Source organism: Streptomonospora arabica (assembly GCF_039531585.1).
Lineage (GTDB): Bacteria > Actinomycetota > Actinomycetes > Streptosporangiales > Streptosporangiaceae > Streptomonospora > Streptomonospora halophila.
This window is the reverse complement of sequence record NZ_BAAAQI010000005.1, coordinates 165,851-185,124: the sequence shown is the minus strand read 5'-3', so window position 1 is coordinate 185,124 and position 19,274 is coordinate 165,851. Positions and strand designations below refer to the sequence as shown.

Annotated in this window: 21 protein-coding genes; 12 read left to right on the top strand and 9 right to left on the bottom strand. The window is 74.1% G+C overall.

The genetic code is table 11. The features are described 5' to 3' along the window. Positions 1-28 precede the first annotated feature (28 nt). The 5 genes from ABD284_RS11040 to ABD284_RS11020 all read right to left on the bottom strand — a co-directional run bounded on the left by ABD284_RS11040 (position 29) and on the right by ABD284_RS11020 (position 6,845). Positions 29-3,142 carry a sacsin N-terminal ATP-binding-like domain-containing protein gene (locus ABD284_RS11040; RefSeq protein WP_344142679.1) on the bottom strand — a complete coding sequence of 1,038 codons (3,114 nt, stop codon included), beginning with the start codon at positions 3,140-3,142 and terminating at the stop codon, positions 29-31. Between the two features lie 121 nt (positions 3,143-3,263). Beyond that, entirely contained in the window at positions 3,264-3,929 is a 666-nt protein-coding gene (locus ABD284_RS11035; RefSeq protein ID WP_344142678.1) for an AIM24 family protein, read from the bottom strand. 206 nt (positions 3,930-4,135) lie between these two features. Further along, positions 4,136-4,945, bottom strand: a complete 810-nt coding sequence (locus tag ABD284_RS11030) for a DUF3027 domain-containing protein (protein ID WP_344142677.1) — start codon at positions 4,943-4,945, stop codon at positions 4,136-4,138. Between the two features lie 202 nt (positions 4,946-5,147). Next, entirely contained in the window at positions 5,148-5,531 is a 384-nt protein-coding gene (locus tag ABD284_RS11025; protein ID WP_344142835.1) for a cold-shock protein, read from the bottom strand. Positions 5,532-6,050: 519 nt separating this feature from the next. Continuing rightward, positions 6,051-6,845: a hypothetical protein gene (locus tag ABD284_RS11020; RefSeq protein WP_344142676.1), complete on the bottom strand. Its 795-nt coding sequence runs from the start codon at positions 6,843-6,845 to the stop codon at positions 6,051-6,053. A gap of 255 nt (positions 6,846-7,100) precedes the next feature. On the opposite strand from ABD284_RS11020, the gene ABD284_RS11015 reads away from it, so the two are divergent. From ABD284_RS11015 to ABD284_RS11005, 3 genes are all read left to right on the top strand, one after another. After that, positions 7,101-7,451 carry a hypothetical protein gene (locus ABD284_RS11015; protein WP_344142675.1) on the top strand — a complete coding sequence of 117 codons (351 nt, stop codon included), beginning with the start codon at positions 7,101-7,103 and terminating at the stop codon, positions 7,449-7,451. A 44-nt stretch (positions 7,452-7,495) separates the two neighbouring features. Next, positions 7,496-9,955, top strand: a complete 2,460-nt coding sequence (locus ABD284_RS11010; RefSeq protein WP_344142674.1) for a helicase-associated domain-containing protein — start codon at positions 7,496-7,498, stop codon at positions 9,953-9,955. Between the two features lie 296 nt (positions 9,956-10,251). Then, positions 10,252-10,719, top strand: coding sequence for a hypothetical protein (locus ABD284_RS11005; RefSeq protein WP_344142673.1), 468 nt, complete (start codon positions 10,252-10,254; stop codon positions 10,717-10,719). 4 nt (positions 10,720-10,723) lie between these two features. Here ABD284_RS11005 and ABD284_RS11000 read toward each other — a convergent pair whose 3' ends face one another. Continuing rightward, positions 10,724-10,939, bottom strand: coding sequence for a hypothetical protein (locus tag ABD284_RS11000; RefSeq protein ID WP_344142672.1), 216 nt, complete (start codon positions 10,937-10,939; stop codon positions 10,724-10,726). Next, complete coding sequence (locus tag ABD284_RS10995; protein WP_344142670.1) at positions 10,932-11,402, bottom strand: hypothetical protein; 471 nt, start codon at positions 11,400-11,402, stop codon at positions 10,932-10,934. Before ABD284_RS10995 ends, ABD284_RS11000 begins: the two co-directional genes overlap by 8 nt. Here ABD284_RS10995 and ABD284_RS25865 point away from each other — a divergent pair. Both ABD284_RS25865 and ABD284_RS10990 read left to right on the top strand, forming a co-directional pair. Beyond that, positions 11,338-11,646, top strand: a complete 309-nt coding sequence (locus ABD284_RS25865; RefSeq protein ID WP_465269416.1) for a WCX domain-containing protein — start codon at positions 11,338-11,340, stop codon at positions 11,644-11,646. The two genes, ABD284_RS10995 and ABD284_RS25865, sit on opposite strands and share 65 nt — an antisense overlap. Further along, entirely contained in the window at positions 11,643-12,125 is a 483-nt protein-coding gene (locus ABD284_RS10990; protein WP_344142668.1) for a CD225/dispanin family protein, read from the top strand. The genes ABD284_RS25865 and ABD284_RS10990 overlap by 4 nt, the downstream gene beginning before the upstream one ends. Before the next feature lie 24 nt (positions 12,126-12,149). Here ABD284_RS10990 and ABD284_RS10985 read toward each other — a convergent pair whose 3' ends face one another. Next, entirely contained in the window at positions 12,150-12,527 is a 378-nt protein-coding gene (locus ABD284_RS10985; protein ID WP_344142667.1) for a GNAT family N-acetyltransferase, read from the bottom strand. A 256-nt stretch (positions 12,528-12,783) separates the two neighbouring features. Between ABD284_RS10985 and ABD284_RS10980 the strand changes: the two genes are divergently transcribed. The 6 genes from ABD284_RS10980 (at position 12,784) to ABD284_RS10955 (ending at position 17,770) form a co-directional block, all read left to right on the top strand. Next, positions 12,784-13,275, top strand: a complete 492-nt coding sequence (locus ABD284_RS10980; RefSeq protein ID WP_344142666.1) for a hypothetical protein — start codon at positions 12,784-12,786, stop codon at positions 13,273-13,275. Positions 13,276-13,482: 207 nt separating this feature from the next. Next, on the top strand, positions 13,483-15,129 hold the full coding sequence (locus tag ABD284_RS10975; protein WP_344142665.1) for a DNA repair helicase XPB: 1,647 nt from the start codon (positions 13,483-13,485) through the stop codon (positions 15,127-15,129). A 61-nt stretch (positions 15,130-15,190) separates the two neighbouring features. Next, positions 15,191-16,090, top strand: coding sequence for a transposase (locus ABD284_RS10970; RefSeq protein WP_344142663.1), 900 nt, complete (start codon positions 15,191-15,193; stop codon positions 16,088-16,090). 258 nt (positions 16,091-16,348) lie between these two features. Continuing rightward, complete coding sequence (locus tag ABD284_RS10965) at positions 16,349-16,717, top strand: ArsR/SmtB family transcription factor (RefSeq protein WP_344142661.1); 369 nt, start codon at positions 16,349-16,351, stop codon at positions 16,715-16,717. Continuing rightward, a complete protein-coding gene (locus tag ABD284_RS10960) occupies positions 16,714-17,202 on the top strand; it encodes an SRPBCC family protein (RefSeq protein WP_344142660.1) in 489 nt (162 codons plus the stop codon). Before ABD284_RS10965 ends, ABD284_RS10960 begins: the two co-directional genes overlap by 4 nt. Before the next feature lies 1 nt (position 17,203). Continuing rightward, on the top strand, positions 17,204-17,770 hold the full coding sequence (locus tag ABD284_RS10955; RefSeq protein ID WP_344142658.1) for a maleylpyruvate isomerase family mycothiol-dependent enzyme: 567 nt from the start codon (positions 17,204-17,206) through the stop codon (positions 17,768-17,770). Positions 17,771-17,810: 40 nt separating this feature from the next. On the opposite strand, the gene ABD284_RS10950 is transcribed toward ABD284_RS10955, so the two are convergent. Continuing rightward, entirely contained in the window at positions 17,811-18,047 is a 237-nt protein-coding gene (locus ABD284_RS10950; protein ID WP_311546682.1) for a hypothetical protein, read from the bottom strand. 227 nt (positions 18,048-18,274) lie between these two features. Here ABD284_RS10950 and ABD284_RS10945 point away from each other — a divergent pair, with 227 nt between their 5' ends. Beyond that, a complete protein-coding gene (locus ABD284_RS10945; protein WP_344142657.1) occupies positions 18,275-19,261 on the top strand; it encodes a R2-like ligand-binding oxidase in 987 nt (328 codons plus the stop codon). Positions 19,262-19,274: the final 13 nt, after the last annotated feature.

The following is a 19,274-nucleotide window of genomic DNA, read 5'->3' as shown; positions in this document are numbered from 1 at the left end:
GCCCCCGGCGGCGGGGCCGGCCCCGGGGTCAGTCCAGGTCGGCCTCTGCCAGCAGCACCGGCAGGGACCGCGGGTCGCGCAGCACCGACGCGACCAGGTGGCGGGCCTCCCATCGGTCGGCCAGCAGGCACAGCGCGCGGGCCAGGCCGTCGGTGGTCGAGGCGTGGGCGGTCTTGCCGTCGCAGAACCACTCCACGGCGGTGCCGTCGACGGTCAGCTCCTCGTGGTGGACATAGGTGAGGACCCCGCCGGGCAGGAACGTTCCGACCTCGTCGGGCACCGGCAGCACCTCGCCCGTCGACTCCACCTGCGCGTCGACCTCCTCGCTGGCCAGCGCCAGGTCGAGCACGTCCGCGAGCGCGACGGCCGAGCGCGCCGGGGCCAGCACCGCGGGGCGCCCGCTCAGCAGCGGCAGCAGGTCGGGCCGGTCGACGACGACCGCGTCCTCGGCGTCGGCGAGCACGATTGCTCCGCCCTGGACCGCGCGGACGCGCTCGGGCGGAGCGACCCGGTCGGCGTCGACGCCGGCCAGCGCCGTCCACAGCTCGCGCAGCGCACGGCGGTCGACGTGGCGGTCGGGGTCGGCCATGCGGTCCAGCAGGTCGTCGGGGCCGTCAGCCTCGGCCAGCAGTCCGGCCAGGTCCGAGCGCACGCCGAGCGCGGCCGCGAGGCCGTCGTCGAGCCCGCTGGGCGCGGGGTCGTAGAGCCCGGCCAGTACGGGGTCGGCGTCGCCGGTGCGCAGGTCGGTGGGGCGCCGCCCGTCGAGTACCGCACCGGTGCGCAGCCACCAGGCGGTGTAGGAGGGGACGTCGACGACCTGCCCGCGTTCGCCCAGGACACGGGCGGGCGCGGTCACCGTCGCGCGCAGCCGCGGACCCGCCAGCAGCTCTAGCGCCTGCGGCCAGCGGTCCGCGCGCACGAACTCCAGGTCGGCGACGCCGGCGAACTCGGCGACCACGGGCGGAAGGTCGGGGCCGCCCATCCGCTCGGCGACCTCCTCGGCCCACTCGTCCAGGCCGTCGAGCCCGTCGAGCCCGGTGCCGTTGCGGGCGTCCTCCAGCGCTGCACCAAGGGTGAGGTCGGCGGTGCGCACCACCGTGAAGGAGTCGAGAACGCCGACGGCGGCCAGGGCGGTCTCGCCGTGGCGTTCGACGAGGTCGGCGGCGACGGTGCCGAAGGGCGCGTCGTCGGCCAGGATTCCGCGCAGCGGACTGGTGGGCAGCAGCAGCTCGCCGGCGACGGAGTAGCCTCCCTCATCGTCGCGCAGCGCCAGCTCGGCGAGCCAGGGCGCGTCCTCGGCGGTGGTCTCGCACAGCGCCACCAGATCCAGCACGGGGCCGCAGACGGCCTCGGGATCGTCGGCGTCCAGCGAGTTCTCCACGGCCGCGCGGGTCTGGGGGTCGGCGAGGACCGCCGCCGGCCCGGCCTCGACCGCGCCCAGCCGCTCCAGCAGCGGGTCGGCGGCCTCGGGGTGGACGACGCGCAGGCCCAGCGGGGTCAGCCGCTCGGCTTCGGCGGCGCCGAAGGTGGCGGCCGAGGGCACGAGCAGTCCCCGGGGGCCGCGCACCAGCCGGCCGTCGGCCAGCGGCACCGGCAGCGCGCCGAGCTCACCGATGTCCGCCCCGCTCCGCCCGGCCGTGCGCAGGGCCGCATAGAGGCGCGCCCACCAGGCGGGCTCGCGGTCGAGGTCGCCGAGCACGTCGGCCAGCTCGGCGAGGCCCAGTCGGCGCACCCGCAGCTGGGCCAGCGCCGGGTGGTAGGGGTCGAGGTCGCCGGGCAGCGCCGTGCCGACGACCTCGGAGAGCACGGAGACGACCTCGGGGCCGCCGTCGAGCACCACCGCGTCGCGCGGACGCACCGGCTCGCCGCCGGCGGTGCGCAGGAACGGGGTGTCGGGCAGCGGCTTGGCGGCGGCGGAGCGGAAGCGCCCGTCGAACTCGCCGTAGCCCATCAGCGACCGCGGCACCAGGTCCAGCGCCGCGCGGGGGTCGAGCTCGCAGAGCAGGTCGCAGTAGGCGTCGGCGGACTCGGCGACCAGGGTCTCGGCGGCCGGGCCCGCGGCGACGCGGCGGCGGTCGGGTCCCAGCGGGAAGGTGCCGATGAGCAGCGCGGGCAGCGCGAGCGCGTCGTCGGTGGGTGTGGGCGCGTGCACGACGGCGGGGACGTCGTCGGGCAGCGGGGCGGCGGCGCCCTCGGGCGTGAGGGGGACGGCCCAGGTGAGCGTCCACTCCAGCCGCCCGCGCTCCTCGCTGGGCCGGTCGGCCAGCAGAGTGGGGTCGAACCGGCCCGTGCGCGTGAGGGTGCGCCAGTGCACGGTGTGCGCCTCGGCGGCCCCGCCGCGGGTCTGCGCGCCGCCGTCGCCCGCGGTCCCGGGTGCGCGGTGCTCCACCCGGGTGACCACGTCCGCGCCGGTCCCGGGCTCGCGGGTGAGGATCCGTTCGCCGGTGTCGGTAAAGACGCGGATCTCGGCGAGGTCGGCCAGCGCGAGCAGCACCGCGGGGGTGGTGGACGCCAGCAGCTCGCGCAGTCGATCGGCGGACTCCGAGTCGCGCAGGAGCAGGCCGACCTCGGTGTCGTAGCCCTCGGCGGGCCGGGCCTCGGCCGCGAAGGGCAGCCGCAGCAGCGGCAGATGGCCGCCGCGCCGCTCCAGCTCCTCCGCGAGGCCGGGGGCGCGCCCGTCAGCGGTTGCGGCGTCGAGCGCGGGCCGGGCGAGGGCGCGGCTCCAGCGGACGGCGCCCCCGGCGGAGGCGACCGTGATGTCGTCGCTGAAGGCGGCGACGGCGGAGAAGCCGACTCCGAAGCGGCCGGTGGAGCCGGGGTCGCCCTCGTCGCGCTTGGCCGAGGCGCGCAGGGTGGACAGCGACTCCACGCCCGCGGCGGTCAGCGGTGCGCCCGTGTTGGCGGCGCTGAACCGGTCGCCGCGCAGCTCCAGCCGCAGCCTGCCGGGCACGCCCGCGCGCCGCGCGGCGTCGGCGGCGTTCTGCGCCAGCTCGACGACGACGCGGTCGCGGTAGGCGCCCAGCGCGTAGTCCTCTTCGGCGTTGGCGTCCTCCCGGAACCGGGCGGGGGCGTCGGCCCAGCCCTCAAGGACACGCCGCCGCAGTTCGGCGGTGCCGAACGGGTCGGTGGGTGACAGGGCCATGGGGGCTCCTCCCGCATCGGTGCTGAACTACCGTACGCGACCCGGATGTCCATTCTCAGCCGGACGGCGCGGAGGCCCCCTACCCGGCTCCTCACGAGACCCGGCGGCCCGCCGGACGGCCCTATCCCTGCGCCGCCGCGGCCGGGGGCGCGCCCTCCGAGGCCTGGACCAGCACGAAGCCCTGGCCCTCGAAGGAGAGCTGGAACGCCTCGCCGCTGCCGCGCCCGACCAGCGCCCCGGCCTTGGCCGTCCTGCGGACGCCGGTCTTCAGGCTCGACGCCCACGCGACGGCGGACTGGGTGTCGACGAAGGTGGGCTGGTCGACCTGGAGCAGCACCGGTGTGCCGTGGCAGGCGACCGCGATGCGCCCGGTCCCGGTGAACACGGTGTTGAACAGGCCCCCGGCGGTCAGTCCGGCGCCCTCGACGCGCTTGATGTCCCACTCCAGGCCGGCCTCGAAGGCCAGCACGTTCTCCCCGTTGACGGTGAGGGAGTCGCCTTCCAGGTCGATGACGTGGACGTCCCATGCGTCGCGGGCGAAGAAGACGTCCCCGCGCCCGGAGACGGTCATCAGCGGAAGACCCTCGCCGGTCAGCGACTTCTTGAAGAACTTGCCGAGCCCGCCGGAGCCCTTGTAGGCGAAGTCCACATCGCCCTGGTAGGCGACCATCGAGCCCTGGCGGGCGTAGACCTCGCCGTCCAGGCCGACCTTCAGCATCTTGGCGTTCTGCAGCACCATGCCGCGCTGCTGGGACTCGCGGACCTCGTCGAACAGCGGACTGCGCATAGCGGACCCTTCCCGGCCCGAGCCGCGGCGGCGGCCCGGCCTGATCGTGCGGCGCACCGGAGTCGGCGCGACGGGCGGATTCGCGCCCGTACTCCTGGGACGCCGCCGCGCCGCGCACGGTTTCCGGCGGCGGTTCCGCACACGGCCCCGCTCCGCCGGGCGCCGCGCGGAGCGGGCCGGCGCGGGCTCCGAGGGCCGGCCGCCGGTCAGCCGTCGGAGGAGACGAGCTCCAGCTCGCTGGTGTCGTCGAAGACGATGTGGTCGTAGCCCAGCTCGTCGACGACCGGGCGCAGCGGCGCCTCGGCGGGCACGGCGCGCTGCGAGGCCTCGGAGTGCGCGCCGCAGCCGTGGTCCAGGGAGACGACACGGCCGTCGTCGGGGGCGTACTCGTTGGCGCACACGCCGAACATCTGCCGGAACTCGCCGGCCAGCGGGGTCATGAAGCCGCAGGTGGCGCACTGGGCGGGCGCGGCGGCGGCGATGGCGCTGCGCGGGCCGCTCTCGCCGCCGTACCAGCGCTCGGCGGCGGTCTCGCGCCCGGTCTCGGAGAGCACGCGCGGGCGGCCGAGGCCCAGCTCCCAGACCATCTGGCGGTCGAGGCCCTCCTCGCCCAGCTCGTCGTCGGGGACCTGGGCGTAGCCGGGCTTGAGCCGGTCGTCGTCGTCCGCACTGGGCAGCAGGTCGCCCACGCCGAGGTCGCCGGGGCGCAGGCGCTCCTTCCAGGGCACCCACTCCGGTGCCAGCAGCGCCTCGGCGCCGGGCAGCAGTACGGCCTCGTTGACGGTCACCTTCTTGGCGCGCGAGGCGCGGGCCACGGTGACGGCGTAGCGCCAACCCGAATAGGCGGGGTCGAGGCACGCGAACAGGTGGGTGACGACACGGTCACCCTCGACATAGGCGGAGAGGTGTTCACCGACCCACTCCGGGCGTCCGATCTCGACGGCCGCGGAACGGGCGAGGTCGACCGCTTCGATGCATGCCTTGTCTGGTGCGGGAGAACGGCGGCTAGGGCTCACGTTTCCATTTTCGCTGATTACGGGCACCGGCACGACCAAGATAGCGATCGATAGTCGACCGTTACGCTCATGACGGTCCCGATTGCGGCTGCTCCGCGTACGGGTGTGACGGGATTCACTCTGCACGGCCCCGCCCGCCGGCGCGGCCGGGGCCCGCCGACCGCGCCGCGGGCGCGGCGCGCCGGAGCGGGTCGGCCGGCGCTCACGCCTCCAGGTCGTCGGCGACCTTGCGCAGCACCTGGGCGATCTTGGCGGCCTCGCGGCTCTCGGGATGCTTGCCGCGGCGGTAGGTCCCGGACACCCCGTCGAGGAGCTTGATGAGGTCCTCGACGATGACCACCATCTCGTCGGGCTTCTTGCGTTGGGCCTTGACCACCGAACGCGGCGCGTCCAGCAGCTTGACCTGCAGCGCCTGCGCTCCCTTGCGGCCCTCGACGACGCCGAACTCGACACGCTGGCCGGAATGCAGCGACTCGGTTCCGCTCGGAAGCGCCGACGAGTGCACGAAGACCTCACCGCCGTCGTCGCGGGTGAGGAAGCCGAAACCTTTTTCGCTGTCGTACCACTTGACCTTGCCGGTGGGCACGGGTGACCTCACGCTCTCGCCGTCGGAGTCCAACGAGGACCGGGTGCCGTCGCCCGGCTCCCGATCCTCCCATAGGGGCCTTTTCAGGCTAGTGCCCTGCGTTCCCGGCGGGCGAGCGAATTACCCCTGAAACGCGGGGAACGCACGGGCGCGGAACGCCTCCGCGCCGGGCCGCGGCGCCGGGCCGAGCGGTGCCGCCGAGATTGGAGAGGGGCCCGGATGCGGCTCTCCGGGCCCCTCTGTCGGAAGCGCTTGCCGATGCCGCTGGTTGCGGAGTTATGGGACGGGACCCGGCGCCACCGGAACGCCTCCGAGCTGTGGCGGCGAAACGCCGCTCGACGTCCTCGGCCGAGGAACGGCCGACATCCGGACGCACCAGCATCATTACCCGGCACCAGGGCCATGACGCGCTGGAAACCGCAGGTCAACCCGGATATTCCGCAGACTTGGCGTACAGCTGACCCGACCCCGGCGCGGCTTGCCCGTTGTTGGCCCGGCCGCGCCTGCGGCGGGCCGCGATCAGCGGTGGGGCAACCGCAGCGCGAGGTACACGCCGGTGGCCAGGGCGGCCGCACGCAGGCCGATCACACCGGTGTCCGTGAGCGACTTCCAGATGATCTGGTCGACGTAGATGTGGTCGACGCCGCTCTCCCACAGCGCCATGCCCACCAGCGTGGCCAAAAGCGGCAGTCCCAGGCCCGCGGCCTTGTCCAGGCCCGTCCACACCCGGCTCAGCGCGACGATCGCGGCACCGACGAGCCAGGCCGCCGCCAGCGCCCCGACGGCGCCGGCGGCCAGGTAGAGGAGGACGCCCACGGCCTCGCCGGGGTGGCGCCGCAGCGCCGCCGGGAGCCCGGCGAGCGCGTCGGTGCGGCGCCCCGGGGCAGGGGGCGTGCCGCCGCTCGGCCGCGCGCGGGGGCGCGGGCGGCGGCCGGGGGGCCGCGCTCCGGACCGCCACGGCGGCGGCTCGCGCACCGGGCGGTTGGCCGGTGCGGAGACGGCGCGCCGCCGCTCCTCGGCCCCCTCGGCGTCGTCCTCCTCGGCGGCGTGGGCGGCGGTGCGGACCGGGCCGGCGCTCGCGGTGGCTTCGGCGTCGAGTTCGCGGGCGATGAGCTCGGCCGGACGCCCGAAACCGTGCAGGATTCGGCGCACGTCCCCGACGGTCTCCGCGTCGGCGGCGGTGCAGGCGCGGTCGATCCGGGAGCGCAGGTCGGCGAGATAGGCGGCACGGTGCCGGGCGGGCACGTTCCCGTAGGCGGCGTCGGCGACGCGCGATAAGTACTGCAGCACAAGCTGGGCGGCCTGCTCGGTCATGCGACCAATGGTGCCGCAAGATCGCCGTGAGCCCTATGGGTCCTCGGCGATCTTTCACCCCCATCCGGACGCGCTGAATCGAGGGCAGGCCGCAAATCCGAAACCCGCTACCGAAAGTAGCCACACGATAACGCGGAGGCGTGTATGAATGGGGGCGCTCCGCCTTTCACCGCGCGCACCAAAGTGGCGAAACGGCACCGAAGCACCGAAACCGGCCCCCATATCCGACCTGCGATCCGACAACCAGGAGACAGCATGCGCACCCGCATCCTCGCCCTCGCCGGCGCCGCCCTGACGGCGGCCGCGCTCGCCTCGCCCGCCCCCGCGGCCGCCCGGCCCGCAGCGCAGGCCACCGGCGAAGACGCCGGGCGCCTGGAGGTCTACGCCGCACCCGGCCTGGGCTACAAGGAGCTGCGGGTGCCCGACGGCTGCCACGACTACGACAGCACCCGCAGGGTGTCCTTCGCCGACGCGGAGCCCATCGCGACCTACCGCTTCTACTCCGGTCCGGGCTGCACCGGGCACGTCGTCGGCGCCGGCCGCGACGACAGCCAGTGGATGCCCGCCCTGGACGGCGTCAGGTCGGTGCGCATCGACTTCGAATGACCGCGGCCCGGGGCCGGGACCTCCATCGCATAGCGTTGAAGGCGATGATCGACGACGCGGATGCCGGAGGCGGCACCGGTGGGCGCCCTCCCACCTTCACGGGATGGCTGCGCGGCAGATCCGACGCGCAGCTCGCCGCGCTCTTCGCGCTGCGGCCCGACCTGGTCACCCCCGTCCCCGCCGACATCGGCGCCCTCGCCTCGCGCGCGACCGCGCGCCCCGCGGTCCTGCGGGTGCTCGACCGGCTGGACGCGTTCGGACTGCAGGCCCTCGAAGGCCTGGTCGCGCTGGGCGACGACCGCCTCGGCGGCCCGCCCGGCGTCGAGGGCGAGCGCCTCGCGGCGGCGCTGGGCACCGGCTCCGAACGGCTCGGCGAGGCGGTCTCGGGACTGCTGGCGAGCGCACTGGTGTGGCAGGACGGCCCGCGGCTGCGACCCGTCAGCGTCCTGCGCGACATCCTGCGCACACCCGCCGGGCTGGGGCCGCCGCTGCGCGCGCTGCTGGCCGAGCGTCCGCCGGAGGCGCTGACCCGCATCGCCGCGGCACTGGAGACCGCCGGGCCCGCCGACAGCGGGCCGGCCGAGCGCATCGCCGCCGCTCTGGGCGAGCCCGCGCGGCTGGAGGAGGCGCTGGCGCTGGCCGGGCCCGACGCTCGGCCGGTGCTCGACCGGCTGCTGTGGGGGCCGCCGCAGGGCACCGTCTCGGGCGCGGCGGAGCGGGGCGGCGGCCTGGCCGCCGCGGCCTCGCCGATCGACCGCCTGCTGGCTCTGGGCCTGCTCGTGCCCACCGCGCAGGACACCGTGGTGCTGCCGCGCGAAGTCGCGCTGCACCTGCGCGGAGGCGCGCTGTTCCGCGAGGTCGGGACGGAGCCTCCGGCGCTGTCCGGCGCCCGGCACGGCGCGGAGACCGTGGTCCGGGCGGCCGCCGGTCAGGCCTTCACGGCCCTTCGCTCGGTCGCCGAGCTGCTGGAGCGCTGGGCCGAGGACCCGCCCGCGGTACTGCGCAGCGGCGGCCTGGGCGCCCGCGACCTGCGCCGCGCGGCCCGCGAGCTGGACACCGACGAGACCGAGGCCGCGCTGTTCGCCGAGACCGCGCGCGCCGCCGGCCTGCTGGCCGCCGACGGCGAGGTCGACGGCGAGTGGCTGCCCACCCCCGCGTTCGACCTGTGGCGCGAGGCCCCTGCCGAGCACCGGTGGCTGCGCCTGGCCGAGGCGTGGCTGCGCTCGCCGCGGGTCGCCTCGCTCGGCGGCACCAGGGACGCCCGCGGCCGCTCCCGCCCGGTGCTGGGTGAGGGCCTCGACCGGCGCTCGGCGCCGGAGGTGCGGATCGACGTGCTGGGCGTGCTGGCGGCCGCACCCCATGACCTCGCTCCCGATGCGGAGTCGGTGGCCGCCCGGCTGGCCTGGCTCCGGCCGCGCCGCCAGGGGCCCGCCTACGACGAGCTGGTCTCCGCTGCGCTGCGGGAAGCGGCGGCGCTCGGCCTGACCGGGCGCGGCGCCCTCGCCCCGCACGGCCGCGCCCTCGTCGAGGAGCTGGACGCGGAGGACGTCCCGCTGGCCGAGCGCGACAAGACGGCCGCCGGCGAGCTCCTCGCGCAGAACCTGCCCGAGCCGATGGAGACGATCCTGGTACAGGGCGACCTCACCGCCGTGGCGCCCGGACCGCTGGTGCCGCAGTTGGCCCGCGAGCTGGCGCTGGCCGCCGACGTGGAGTCCACCGGCGGCGCGACGGTCTACCGCTTCACCGAGTCCTCCGTCCGCCGCGCTCTGGACGCCGGGCGCGGCGCCGACGACCTGATCGCGCTGCTGGAGCGGCACTCCTCCACCGACCTGCCGCAGCCGCTGCGCTACCTGGTCCACGACGTCGCCCGGCGGCACGGGCGGCTGCGCATCGGCACCGCTTCCAGCTACCTACGCTGCGACGAGCCGACCGTCCTGGACGAGCTGACCCGCGACCGGCGAGCGGCCGACCTGCAGCTGTTCCGGCTGGCCCCCACGGTGGTCGCCGGACGCACCACGCGACCGGTGCTCATGGCCCGCCTGGAGGAGCTGGGCTACCACCCGGTGGCCGAGGCCGCCGACGGCACCGTGCAGCTGACCGGCACCGCGGCGCGCCGCGCGGATCCCTCCTCCGCTTCCTCGGCGGGCCGCGACCTGGAGGAGCCGGCGGCGCCGAACGCGGAGCTGCGCCTGGCCGCGGTGCGCGCGGTGCGCGCCGGCGACGAGGCCGCCACCACCGCGCGCCGCCCGATCGCCGCCCCCGGCGGCGCGCCGCCGCGCTCGCCCACCACCGCGACGCTGACCGCCCTCGCGGAGGCCGCCACGCAGGGCCGGCGGGTGTGGATCGGCTACCTCGACACCGAGGGCCGCGCCAGCAGCCGCATCGTCGAGCCCGCCCGCGTGGAGGGCGGCTTCCTCACCGCCTACGACGCCACCCGCGCGGCGGTGCACCGCTTCGCCGTGCACCGCATCACCGGGGTCGCCGATCTGGACGCCTCCTCCTAAGGCCTCTCCGGTCCCGGCACCCGCCGGCGGCAGCGCCCCGCGCTCGCGCGGGCGCGCTCGTGCGGGCGCGGGCGCGCCCGACGCCGGGCCCGCAAGCGCGGCGGAGCCGTCAGGAACCTCCGCTCCCCGCCGCCCCGCACCGGCCGACGCCGCCGGGCGGACCCGCGCCGCGCGTCCCCGGTCGGCCGCCGGTCGCGAACCCGGGGCAGGACGGCCTATCCTCCGCACGCCGCGCGGGCGGCGGCCCGTTTCCCCGCCTCCCGCCCCCGACTCCCGATCCGACCAGGAGCACGCGGATGTCCCCTCCCTCAGCACAGCCGCGGCCGTCCCGGCCGCCGGGTCCCGCACCGAAGCGGCGCCTGCCCGCCGTACTCGCCGCCGCCGCGGTCTGCCTGCCGCTCGGCGCGGCGATCGGGGTCGGCGGCCTGCCGGCCGTCGACCTCGACCTGTTCACCGAGGAGGTGCAGCGCGTGTCCTCGGCCGGGGACGGCGTGCGCTACGACCCCGACTCGCCGGGCAGCGGGTCCGGCCCGCTGCCGGTCGAGGCCGTGCTGCTGCGCCATCCCCGCATCAGCGGCGGCGGCTACACGCTCCGCATGGGCCACCACCCCGACGCCTACTTCCACGAGGTCCCGGTGCCCCCGGGCACGGGTGAGCCCGTGCGCATCTCCGGCGTGGACTGGGGCACCGACCGGATCACGGTGCGGTTCGCGAGCGGCCACCGCCTCGGCGTCCCCGCGGAGTACGCCGCCGGCCTGCGCTGACGGCTCAGCGGACCGCGCCGAAGAACGTGCGCATGTCGGCCGCGTAGGGTCCGGGCGACTCCATCGCGGCGAAGTGGTGCCTGCCGGGGTTGCCCTCGGGCCAGTGCACGATGCGGTTGCCGCGCTCGGCCAGCCGGCGGATGGCGGGCGGCCCCGCGTAGACGCCCGTCGGCACCCGGTCCTGCCCCTGCGGCCGGCCGAACTTTTCGGTCTCATACATCGGCCACGACGACGTGCCCGCGCTCCGGGCGAACCAGTACAGCGACGCGTTGGTCAGCAGCAGGTCGGTCGATGACCTCGTCCAGCGGTTCCGCGGCCATGGAGAACTTCTGGAACCTGTGCACGAGCCAGCCGAGCAGGGCCGCCGGCGAGTCGTTCCACCCGTAGGCGAAGGTCTGCGGTCCCCGGCGCAACAAGGCGTGGTGGTCCAGCCCGGCGGTGCTCCAGCGCTGGATCTCGCGGTACTGCGCCGGCTCCTCGGGAGTCAGGTCGCAGACGTCGGATTCGGTGGGCAACCCCGGCCCCGCGGTGAAGTAGACGCCGACGACGCGTTCGGGCGCCGCGCGGGCGATCTCCGGAGCGACGTAGGCGCCGCGGTGGACGTCGCACCCGTGGGCGATGAGCAGGTGCCGCCTGCACGGCCACGCCGACACGCTGGAGTGGCTGGCCGCCCGGCTGCTCATGCTCGGCTGCGCACTTGAGGTGCACGGGCCTCCGCGGCTGCGCGCCTGCCTGCGCGCCGCAGGAGCGCGCGCGGTCGCGGCGGCGGGGCCGGAAGCGGGGCGGCGGGCGGCCTTCCGACGCGGATTCCCGCTAGATTGCTGCCGGGGCGGGCACCTGTTCCGATGGGACGGGCGGCCCCGACGTGGAACCCGCCCGCGGATCGAGCCGTACGTCGGTCAGAGGAGGATGGCGAAGCCCTCATGAGCAACCAGTCGCTTCCGCCCGGCGCGTCCTCGCCGCGCGACGAGCCGCCGTCGGGGCGGCGCGAAATGCGCTCCCCCTTCGCGCGGCGCGAGACCCCCCGCGATCCGGGACGCGAGGAGGCCCGCCCCGGTCCCGCCCCCGAGCGCGACCGGCCCGCGGGCAGCGAGCGCGAGGGGCGCGACGATCCCGCCGCCGCGCCGCCGGTCGGCGCCAGTAGCCCGACGATGGCGCTGATCCTGCACGCCCTGACGTTCCTGTGCTGCTTCAACTGGATCTTCGGCGTGATCGGCATCGTCTTCGCCGTCCGCGCCGGGCACAAGCGCGACCAGGGCCGGCATGTCGAGGCGGAGACCCTCACACGCTACTCCTGGTACTGCCTGGGCGCGGCAGCGGTGATGTTCGCCGTGATGCTCGTGCTGACCCTGTGGCTGTTCACCCAGGCCGGCTCGCTTTTCGAGGGCGTGGTGGTCCCCTACTGACGGCCGCGGCGCGGCGCCGGGCGGTCAGGGCAGGCGCATCGCCATGCCGACCGAGTCCGGCGCGGTCTCGGTGAAGCCCAGCTTCCGGTAGAGGCGCCGCCCGGGCGGATCGGCGAGCAGGTTCACGAACGCGCCGGGCGGGGCCTGTTCGCGGATCACGTCCAGCAGGTGGCGCAGGACCGCGCCGCCGATGCCGTTGCCCTGGTGACCGGGAACGACCGCCATGTCCACGATGTGGAAGTACCAGCCCCCGTCGCCCAGCACCCGGCCCATGCCCACCGTGGTTCCGTTCGCCGCCACGGCGTGGCACGCCGCCCACGAGCCGGGCAGCGCCGCGACCGCCTGCTCCCGGGACACCGGCGAGAGGTCCGCCTCGGTCCGCAGCCGCCGGTAATCCTCCACCGAAGGGACTCCTGATCGGAGCCGGTAGTCCGTATGCACGAGGCAGCAGCCTAGTCGCCCGGCGCCTGCCGCGCCTCCTGCCGACGGCGCTGTGGACGCCGCGGACGCGTCCGCACGACCGCCCTTGGCGCGGGCGGGGCCGGGCGCATTACGCTTGCTGGCAGGACCGGGCCCGCCCGACCGCACCGCGGCAGCCCGGCCGGCCCGGCGGGCGCGGGGGCTCTCCCACCGGGGCGACCACGAAAGGCGGAAGCCGATGACCGACTTCTGGACCCGGCCCAGCTCCTACTGGGACCTCGGGCAGCAGGCGTCCGGCGGCTACCCGCCGCCGTACGGCGCGGCCTCCCACGCCGACCCCGTCGCGCGCGACCCGTTCACCCCCGCGCCGGCCGCCGCCTACGAGCGAGAGCACCGCGCCGCGGGCGCGATGGGCGGCATGCCCGCTCCGCAGCCGCGCTTCACACCGCCCTCGGAGCCTCCCGCCCGCGTCGGCAGCGCCGTGGCCGCGCTGGTGTGCGCGATGCTCACACTGCTCTGCCCGGTGCTGTTCTTCCTGCTGGGCTTCCCGGTGCTGACCCTGCTGGTGAACGTGCCCGCGATCGCGTTCGGCATCGTGGCGCTCGCCCGGTTGCACGAGCCGATGGAGGTCGAGCGCTACATCCGCTATACGTGGGCGTGCATCCTCGTCTACCTGGGACTGATGGCGGTGATCCTGATCGCGGCGATCATGGTGGTCCTCTCCTTGTAGCCGACGCGGCCACCCGGCCGCGCGCCCGCCCCGCCTGCGCCCGCCCCCGGCCGGCGGCGTTCCCCGGTTCCCGTACCGCCGCCCCCGCGCTGCGCATAGGGTTGTCCCGGCGGCGCCCGCGGGCATACCGCCGACCGCCTCGGCGTTGCACGCCGTGGCCCGCCTCGCGGAGGCGGCCGCCGCCGAGACCCCTGCTGCGAGGTACGTGTGTCCTGCCTGATCGTCCAGTCCGACAAGACCCTGCTGCTGGAAGTCGACCACGAACTGGCCGACGAGTGCCGCCGCGCCATCGCCCCCTTCGCCGAGCTGGAACGCGCCCCCGAGCACGTGCACACCTACCGCGTGACCCCGCTGGCGCTGTGGAACGCGCGCGCCGCCGGCCACGACGCCGAGCAGGTCGTCGACGCCTTCATCCACTACTCGCGCTTCCCCGTCCCGCACTCCCTGCTGGTCGACATCGCCGAGACGATGGACCGATACGGCCGCCTGCGCCTGCAGACCCACCCCATACACGGGCTGGTGCTGCACGCGCTGGACAAGGCCGTGCTGGAGGAGGTCGTCCGCGCCAGGAAGATCAAGGGCATGCTCGGCGAGCGGGTCGACGAGGACACCGTCGCCGTGCACCCCAGCGAGCGCGGCAACCTCAAGCAGGCGCTGCTCAAGCTCGGCTGGCCCGCCGAGGACCACGCGGGCTACGTCGACGGCGAGGCGCACGCCGTCGACCTCGCCGAGGACGGCTGGCAGCTGCGCGGCTACCAGCGCGAGGCCGCCGAAAGCTTCTACGCCGGCGGCTCGGGCGTCGTGGTGCTGCCCTGCGGCGCCGGCAAGACCATCGTTGGGGCGGCGGCGATGTCCCTCGCCAAGTCCACGACCCTCATCCTGGTCACCAACACCGTCTCGGTGCACCAGTGGCGCACCGAGCTGCTGCGCCGCACCACGCTCACCGAGGACGAGATCGGCGAGTACTCCGGCACCCGCAAGGACATCCGCCCCGTCACCATCGCGACGTACCAGGTCATGGCGGCGCGCAAGAAGGGCGTGCACAGCCACCTGGAGCTGTTCGAGGCCCGCGACTGGGGCCTGATCGTCTACGACGAGGTGCACCTGCTGCCGGCCCCCATCTTCCGGATGACCGCCGACCTGCAGGCCCGGCGCCGGCTGGGGCTGACCGCGACCCTGGTTCGCGAGGACGGCCGCGAAGGCGACGTCTTCTCCCTCATCGGGCCCAAGCGCTACGACGCGCCGTGGAAGGAGATGGAGAACCAGGGCTGGATCGCCCCCGCGGACTGCGTCGAGGTGCGGGTCAACCTCTCCGAGTCCGAGCGGCTGGCCTATGCCACCGCCGACCCCGAGGACCGGTACCGCTTCTGCGCCTCGTCGGCCGCCAAGACCGAGGTGGTGCGCGAGCTCGTGCGCCGGCACCACGACGAGCAGACGCTGGTCATCGGCTCCTACATCGACCAGCTCGACGAGCTGGGCGCGTCGCTGGAGGCGCCGGTGATCAAGGGCGAGACCCGGATCAAGGAGCGGGAGCGGCTGTTCGAGGCGTTCCGCTCGGGCGAACTGCGCACGCTCGTGGTCTCCAAGGTCGCCAACTTCTCCATCGACCTGCCCGAGGCCGGTGTGGCCATCCAGGTGTCGGGATCGTTCGGGTCCCGCCAGGAGGAGGCCCAGCGGCTCGGCCGTCTGCTGCGCCCCAAGTCCGACTCCCGCAGCGCCCGCTTCTACGCCGTGACCGCCCGCGACACGATCGACCAGGACTTCGCCGCCCACCGGCAGCGCTTCCTGGCCGAGCAGGGCTACGCCTACCGCATCGCCGACGCCGACGACGTCCTGGCCGGCGACGAGATCTAGACCGGTGATGGGAAATCGGTGACCGTAGCGAGGACATGACGAAGGGCGCCAAGATCAGTGTGTGAAGACAAACCTAGACGCCCTTCTCACCGCACTCTATGTCCACCTGGACGACGATGTCCTGCCCGCGCCCCGGCCGCGCCGCGGACCCGGCCGCCCTCCCGCACTCACCGACGCCGAACTGGTCTGCGTGGCCGTGGCCCAAGTCCTGCTGCGCTACAACGACGAACGCCACTGGCTGCGCGCCGCACCCGCACGCGTAGGCCACCTGTTCCCCCGGCTGATCGACCAGTCCGAGTACAACCGGCGGCTGCGCGACCTCGGACACGTCCTGTTCACCACCGCACTGCGACTGGCCCGGGCACTGCCCTCCTACGCCGACTCCCTGCGGCTGATGGACGGCACCCCGGTGCGCTGCGGAGCCTCGCGGACGACGGTGCAGCGCTCGGAGATGGGCGAGATCGCCGGCTACGGGCGCGACGTCTCCCACCACGCCTTCTACTGGGGTGCCAAGCTGATGCTGATCACCACCGCCGAGGGCGCGGTGTGCGCGTTCAGCCTGGCCAACCCCAAGGAGCTGGACGAACGCGCCCAGGCCCTGCACCTGCTCCATGCGCACCGGTGCGCGCCGGGAGACTGCCCGATCGTGTGCGACAAGGGCTTCTCCGGAGCCGCAACCGAGGCGGCCGCCGCCGAGCTGGGACACGTGCTCATCCGCCCGGCCCGCGAGGACGAGCCCCGGCCCGCGGTGACGGTGTTCCCCTCCTGGCTGCGCCAGCGCATTGAGGCCATCATCTGGACCCTGAAGAACCAACTCGGGCTGGAGCGCCATGCCGCCCGCACCACCGAAGGGCTGTGGGCCCGCACCTGCCAGCGCATCCTCGCCCTCAACACCGCGATCTGGCACAACTGGCTCATCGACGCCCCAGTCAAGCGGTCGCTCATCGCCTACGACCATTGACCAGCACACACAATTTCCCATCAACGATCTAGACCGGTGATGGGGTGGCCCGGCCCGGCATCGCGGTTCGCTTCCCAGCCGCCCGGCTCTTGGGCACCGGCGCCATGGTGTATCCGCCGAGTCCAGGACAGGCGGCACACTGCGGGGCGCGGCAGCCGCCCCCTGCACAGCAGGGGCTTGAGGTTTATCAACCTTCTGGTTGACGATCTGCGGTCGGCGGCCTAGCATCGTATTCAACCGCGACGTTGAGGAAGATCGGTGGACGACAGCACGGAACGGCTCGATCGGGCGTTCGCGGCACTGGCCGACCCGATCCGGCGTGACCTGGTGGCCCGGCTGGCCGGTGCGGACGCGACCGTGAGCGAACTGGCGGAGCCGCACGACATGAGCCTCCAGGCGATCTCCAAGCATGTGAAGGTGCTCCAGGATGCCGGACTCGTGACCCGCAGCAAGGACGCCCAGCGCCGGCCGGTCCACCTGGACTCGTCGGTCTTCGAGTTGATGACGAAGTGGATCGAGCGCTATCGCCGGCAGGCCGAGGAGCGCTATCGCCGCCTCGATGACCTCTTGGGCCGGATGGGCGACGAGGAGGTCCCGAAGCAAACCGGCGCGAAGGATGTGTCATGACCATGATCACGCACGGGACCGGGATCGTGGTGGATGAGAACATTCCGGCGATCGAGATCGTCCGGGAGTTCGACGCGGCTCCCGAGCAGGTGTTCCGCGCCCACGTCGACCCGGAACTCTACGCACAGTGGGTCGGGCCGCGCTCGGTGGCCACGAGGATCACCCGATGGGACGCCCGGACGGGTGGCGAATGGGCCTTCGCCGACGATCGTGACGGCGAGGAGATCGCCTCCTTCTTCGGCAGCTTCCACGAGGTGCGACCGCACGAGCGGATCGTGCGGACCTTCACTTGTGAAGGCGCGCCTGACGGCGTCGCGCTGGAGATCCTGACCTTCGCGGAGCTTGCGGGCGGGCGCACTCGGTTGACCGTGCTGAGCGTGGTGGAGGACTTCACGACCCGCGACGGCATCGTGTCCAGCGGCATGGACGTCGGTGTGACCGAGGGCTTTGAGAAGCTCGACGAGCTGCTTGCGAAGGAGGCCTGAGATGGCGTCTGCGCCCACGAGCCCGGCCCAGCGGCATGCCGACGACGCGGCCCGGTTCACCACGCTGGTCGAGTCCGCCTCGGCCGGGGACTGGGCGCGGCCCAGCCCGGTCGCGGAGTGGACGGCCCTGGACATCGTGAAGCACCTGGTCGAATGGTCCCGCGGCTTCCTTCAAGGGGCGGGGATCGAGCTCCCGGAGCTGCACGTCGTCGCCGATCCGGTCGCTGCCTGGAAGCGGCACGTCACCGACATCCAAGCCATCCTCGACGACCCCGCCGGGAGGGTGCTCAGCAATCCGCACACCGGCGACAAGCCCGTGGACGAGGCGATCGACGAGTTCTACACTCCCGATGTCTGGATGCACTCCTGGGACCTCGCCAAGGCGCTCGGGCGTGAGCCCGATCTTGGACAGGAGCGCGCCGGCGCCGCGCTGGCGGCAATGGAGCCGATGGATCGGCTACTGCGCGATAGCGGGCAGTTCGGTCCCGCGGTGCCCGTCGCCCCAACAGCCTCTGCGCAGGACAGGCTCATGGCCTTCATCGGACGCGACCCGTCCTGGCAGGCCTGATTCCCCGGGTGTCCGCAGCGCCGGGGTAGGACGGTGGGCGCTACAGCGGAGGCAGCGCGCCCAGCACGATGGTGAACCCGGCCAGGCACCAGGCGATCAGCGAGTAGCCGAGCGTCTGCGTGCGCAGCGTCGGGTTCCTGCGCACCGCGGGCGTGGCGAACGCGGCGACCATGAGCACCAGAGCGAGCATCGCCGGAATCAGCGACGCGACCGCGAACAGGCCCTCCTGCTCGGCGCAGGACGCGTAGCCGGAACTCTCCGGATCGCCGCAGAACACGTTTGTCTCCCGTTCCTCCGGTAATCGAACAGGCAATGCGCGGTCGAACACGCGGGGCGCCCGCCGCGGGCCGAAGGCGTGCCCCCGGACCTCCGCGGATGTACGAGGCGCCGCCGCCGGGCGCATGTCCGACCGTATCGCGGTCCGCGGCGGCCCCGCGCCACGCCTTTACACACGCGCGACCGGGGTCCAATGATGGGGGCGACCCGACTCGGAGGTGCCCCCCTATGACCGATTCCGCCGACACCGCTCCCACTCTTCCCCCCGAACAGCGCCAGGGCTTCCACTCGCTGCGTGCCAGGGGGCTCAACTGGGACTCCTTCCCGCTGCGGCTGTTCGCCAAGGGCAACGCCAAGTTCTGGAACCCCGCCGACATCGACATGAGCCGCGACGCGCAGGACTGGGCGGAGTTGTCCGAGGGCCCGCGGATGCGGATCATGCGGCTGTGCGCGCTCTTCGTCGCCGGAGAGGAGGCGGTCACCGAGGACATCCAGCCGTTCATCCGCGCGATGGCCGCCGAGGGACGACTCGGCGACGAGATGTACCTGACGCAGTTCGCCTTCGAGGAGGCCAAGCACGTCCAGGTGTTCCGGATGTGGCTGGACGCGGTCGGAATCACCGAGGACCTGCACCCCTTCGTCGAGAACAACGCCGGCTACCGCGCGCTGTTCTACTCGGAGCTGCCCGCCGCCCTGAACGCGCTGGTGGACGATCCCAGCCCGGCCAACCAGGTGCGCGCCTCGGTCACCTACAACCACATCATCGAGGGCTCGCTGGCCCTGACCGGCTACCACTCCTGGAACCACATCTGCACGGCCCGCGGGATCTTCCCCGGCATGCGCGAGATCATCAAGCGCATCGGCGACGACGAGCGGCGGCACATGGCCTGGGGCACCTTCACCTGCCGCCGCCACGTCGCCGCCGACGCCCGCACCTGGGACGTGGTCACCGAGCGCCTCAACGAACTGCTCCCGCACGTCACCGCGGTCGTCGAGCGCAGCAACGAGCCCGAGCCCGACGAAGAGGAGAAGCGGTACATGCTCTCCGACAAGGAGCTGATGGACTACGCCGCCGACCGCGCGCTGCGCCGCCTCGGCGCCATCGAGACCGCCCGCGGCATGCCGGTCGAGCGCATCGACGTCGACGCCTCGCCGGAGGCGCTCGAAGAGCGCTTCGGCGAGGAGGACCGCGCCCAGCTGGACAAGCTGGGGTAGCGGGCGGCGCCGG

Excerpts from the sequence above, each read along its gene's own strand:
- ABD284_RS25865 (WP_465269416.1), top strand. The coding sequence starts at position 11,338 with ATGAGCAGGTGCCGCCTGCACGGCCACGCCGACACGCTGGAGTGGCTG.
- ABD284_RS11000 (WP_344142672.1), bottom strand. The coding sequence starts at position 10,939 with ATGTATGAGACCGAAAAGTTCGGCCGGCCGCAGGGGCAGGACCGGGTG.
- ABD284_RS10945 (WP_344142657.1), top strand. The coding sequence starts at position 18,275 with ATGACCGATTCCGCCGACACCGCTCCCACTCTTCCCCCCGAACAGCGC.
- ABD284_RS11040 (WP_344142679.1), bottom strand. The coding sequence starts at position 3,142 with ATGGCCCTGTCACCCACCGACCCGTTCGGCACCGCCGAACTGCGGCGG.
- ABD284_RS11015 (WP_344142675.1), top strand. The coding sequence starts at position 7,101 with ATGCGCACCCGCATCCTCGCCCTCGCCGGCGCCGCCCTGACGGCGGCC.
- ABD284_RS10990 (WP_344142668.1), top strand. The coding sequence starts at position 11,643 with ATGAGCAACCAGTCGCTTCCGCCCGGCGCGTCCTCGCCGCGCGACGAG.
- ABD284_RS11035 (WP_344142678.1), bottom strand. The coding sequence starts at position 3,929 with ATGCGCAGTCCGCTGTTCGACGAGGTCCGCGAGTCCCAGCAGCGCGGC.
- ABD284_RS11010 (WP_344142674.1), top strand. The coding sequence starts at position 7,496 with ATGATCGACGACGCGGATGCCGGAGGCGGCACCGGTGGGCGCCCTCCC.
- ABD284_RS10980 (WP_344142666.1), top strand. The coding sequence starts at position 12,784 with ATGACCGACTTCTGGACCCGGCCCAGCTCCTACTGGGACCTCGGGCAG.
- ABD284_RS10995 (WP_344142670.1), bottom strand. The coding sequence starts at position 11,402 with ATGAGCAGCCGGGCGGCCAGCCACTCCAGCGTGTCGGCGTGGCCGTGC.
- ABD284_RS10960 (WP_344142660.1), top strand. The coding sequence starts at position 16,714 with ATGACCATGATCACGCACGGGACCGGGATCGTGGTGGATGAGAACATT.
- ABD284_RS11005 (WP_344142673.1), top strand. The coding sequence starts at position 10,252 with ATGTCCCCTCCCTCAGCACAGCCGCGGCCGTCCCGGCCGCCGGGTCCC.
- ABD284_RS10955 (WP_344142658.1), top strand. The coding sequence starts at position 17,204 with ATGGCGTCTGCGCCCACGAGCCCGGCCCAGCGGCATGCCGACGACGCG.
- ABD284_RS11020 (WP_344142676.1), bottom strand. The coding sequence starts at position 6,845 with ATGACCGAGCAGGCCGCCCAGCTTGTGCTGCAGTACTTATCGCGCGTC.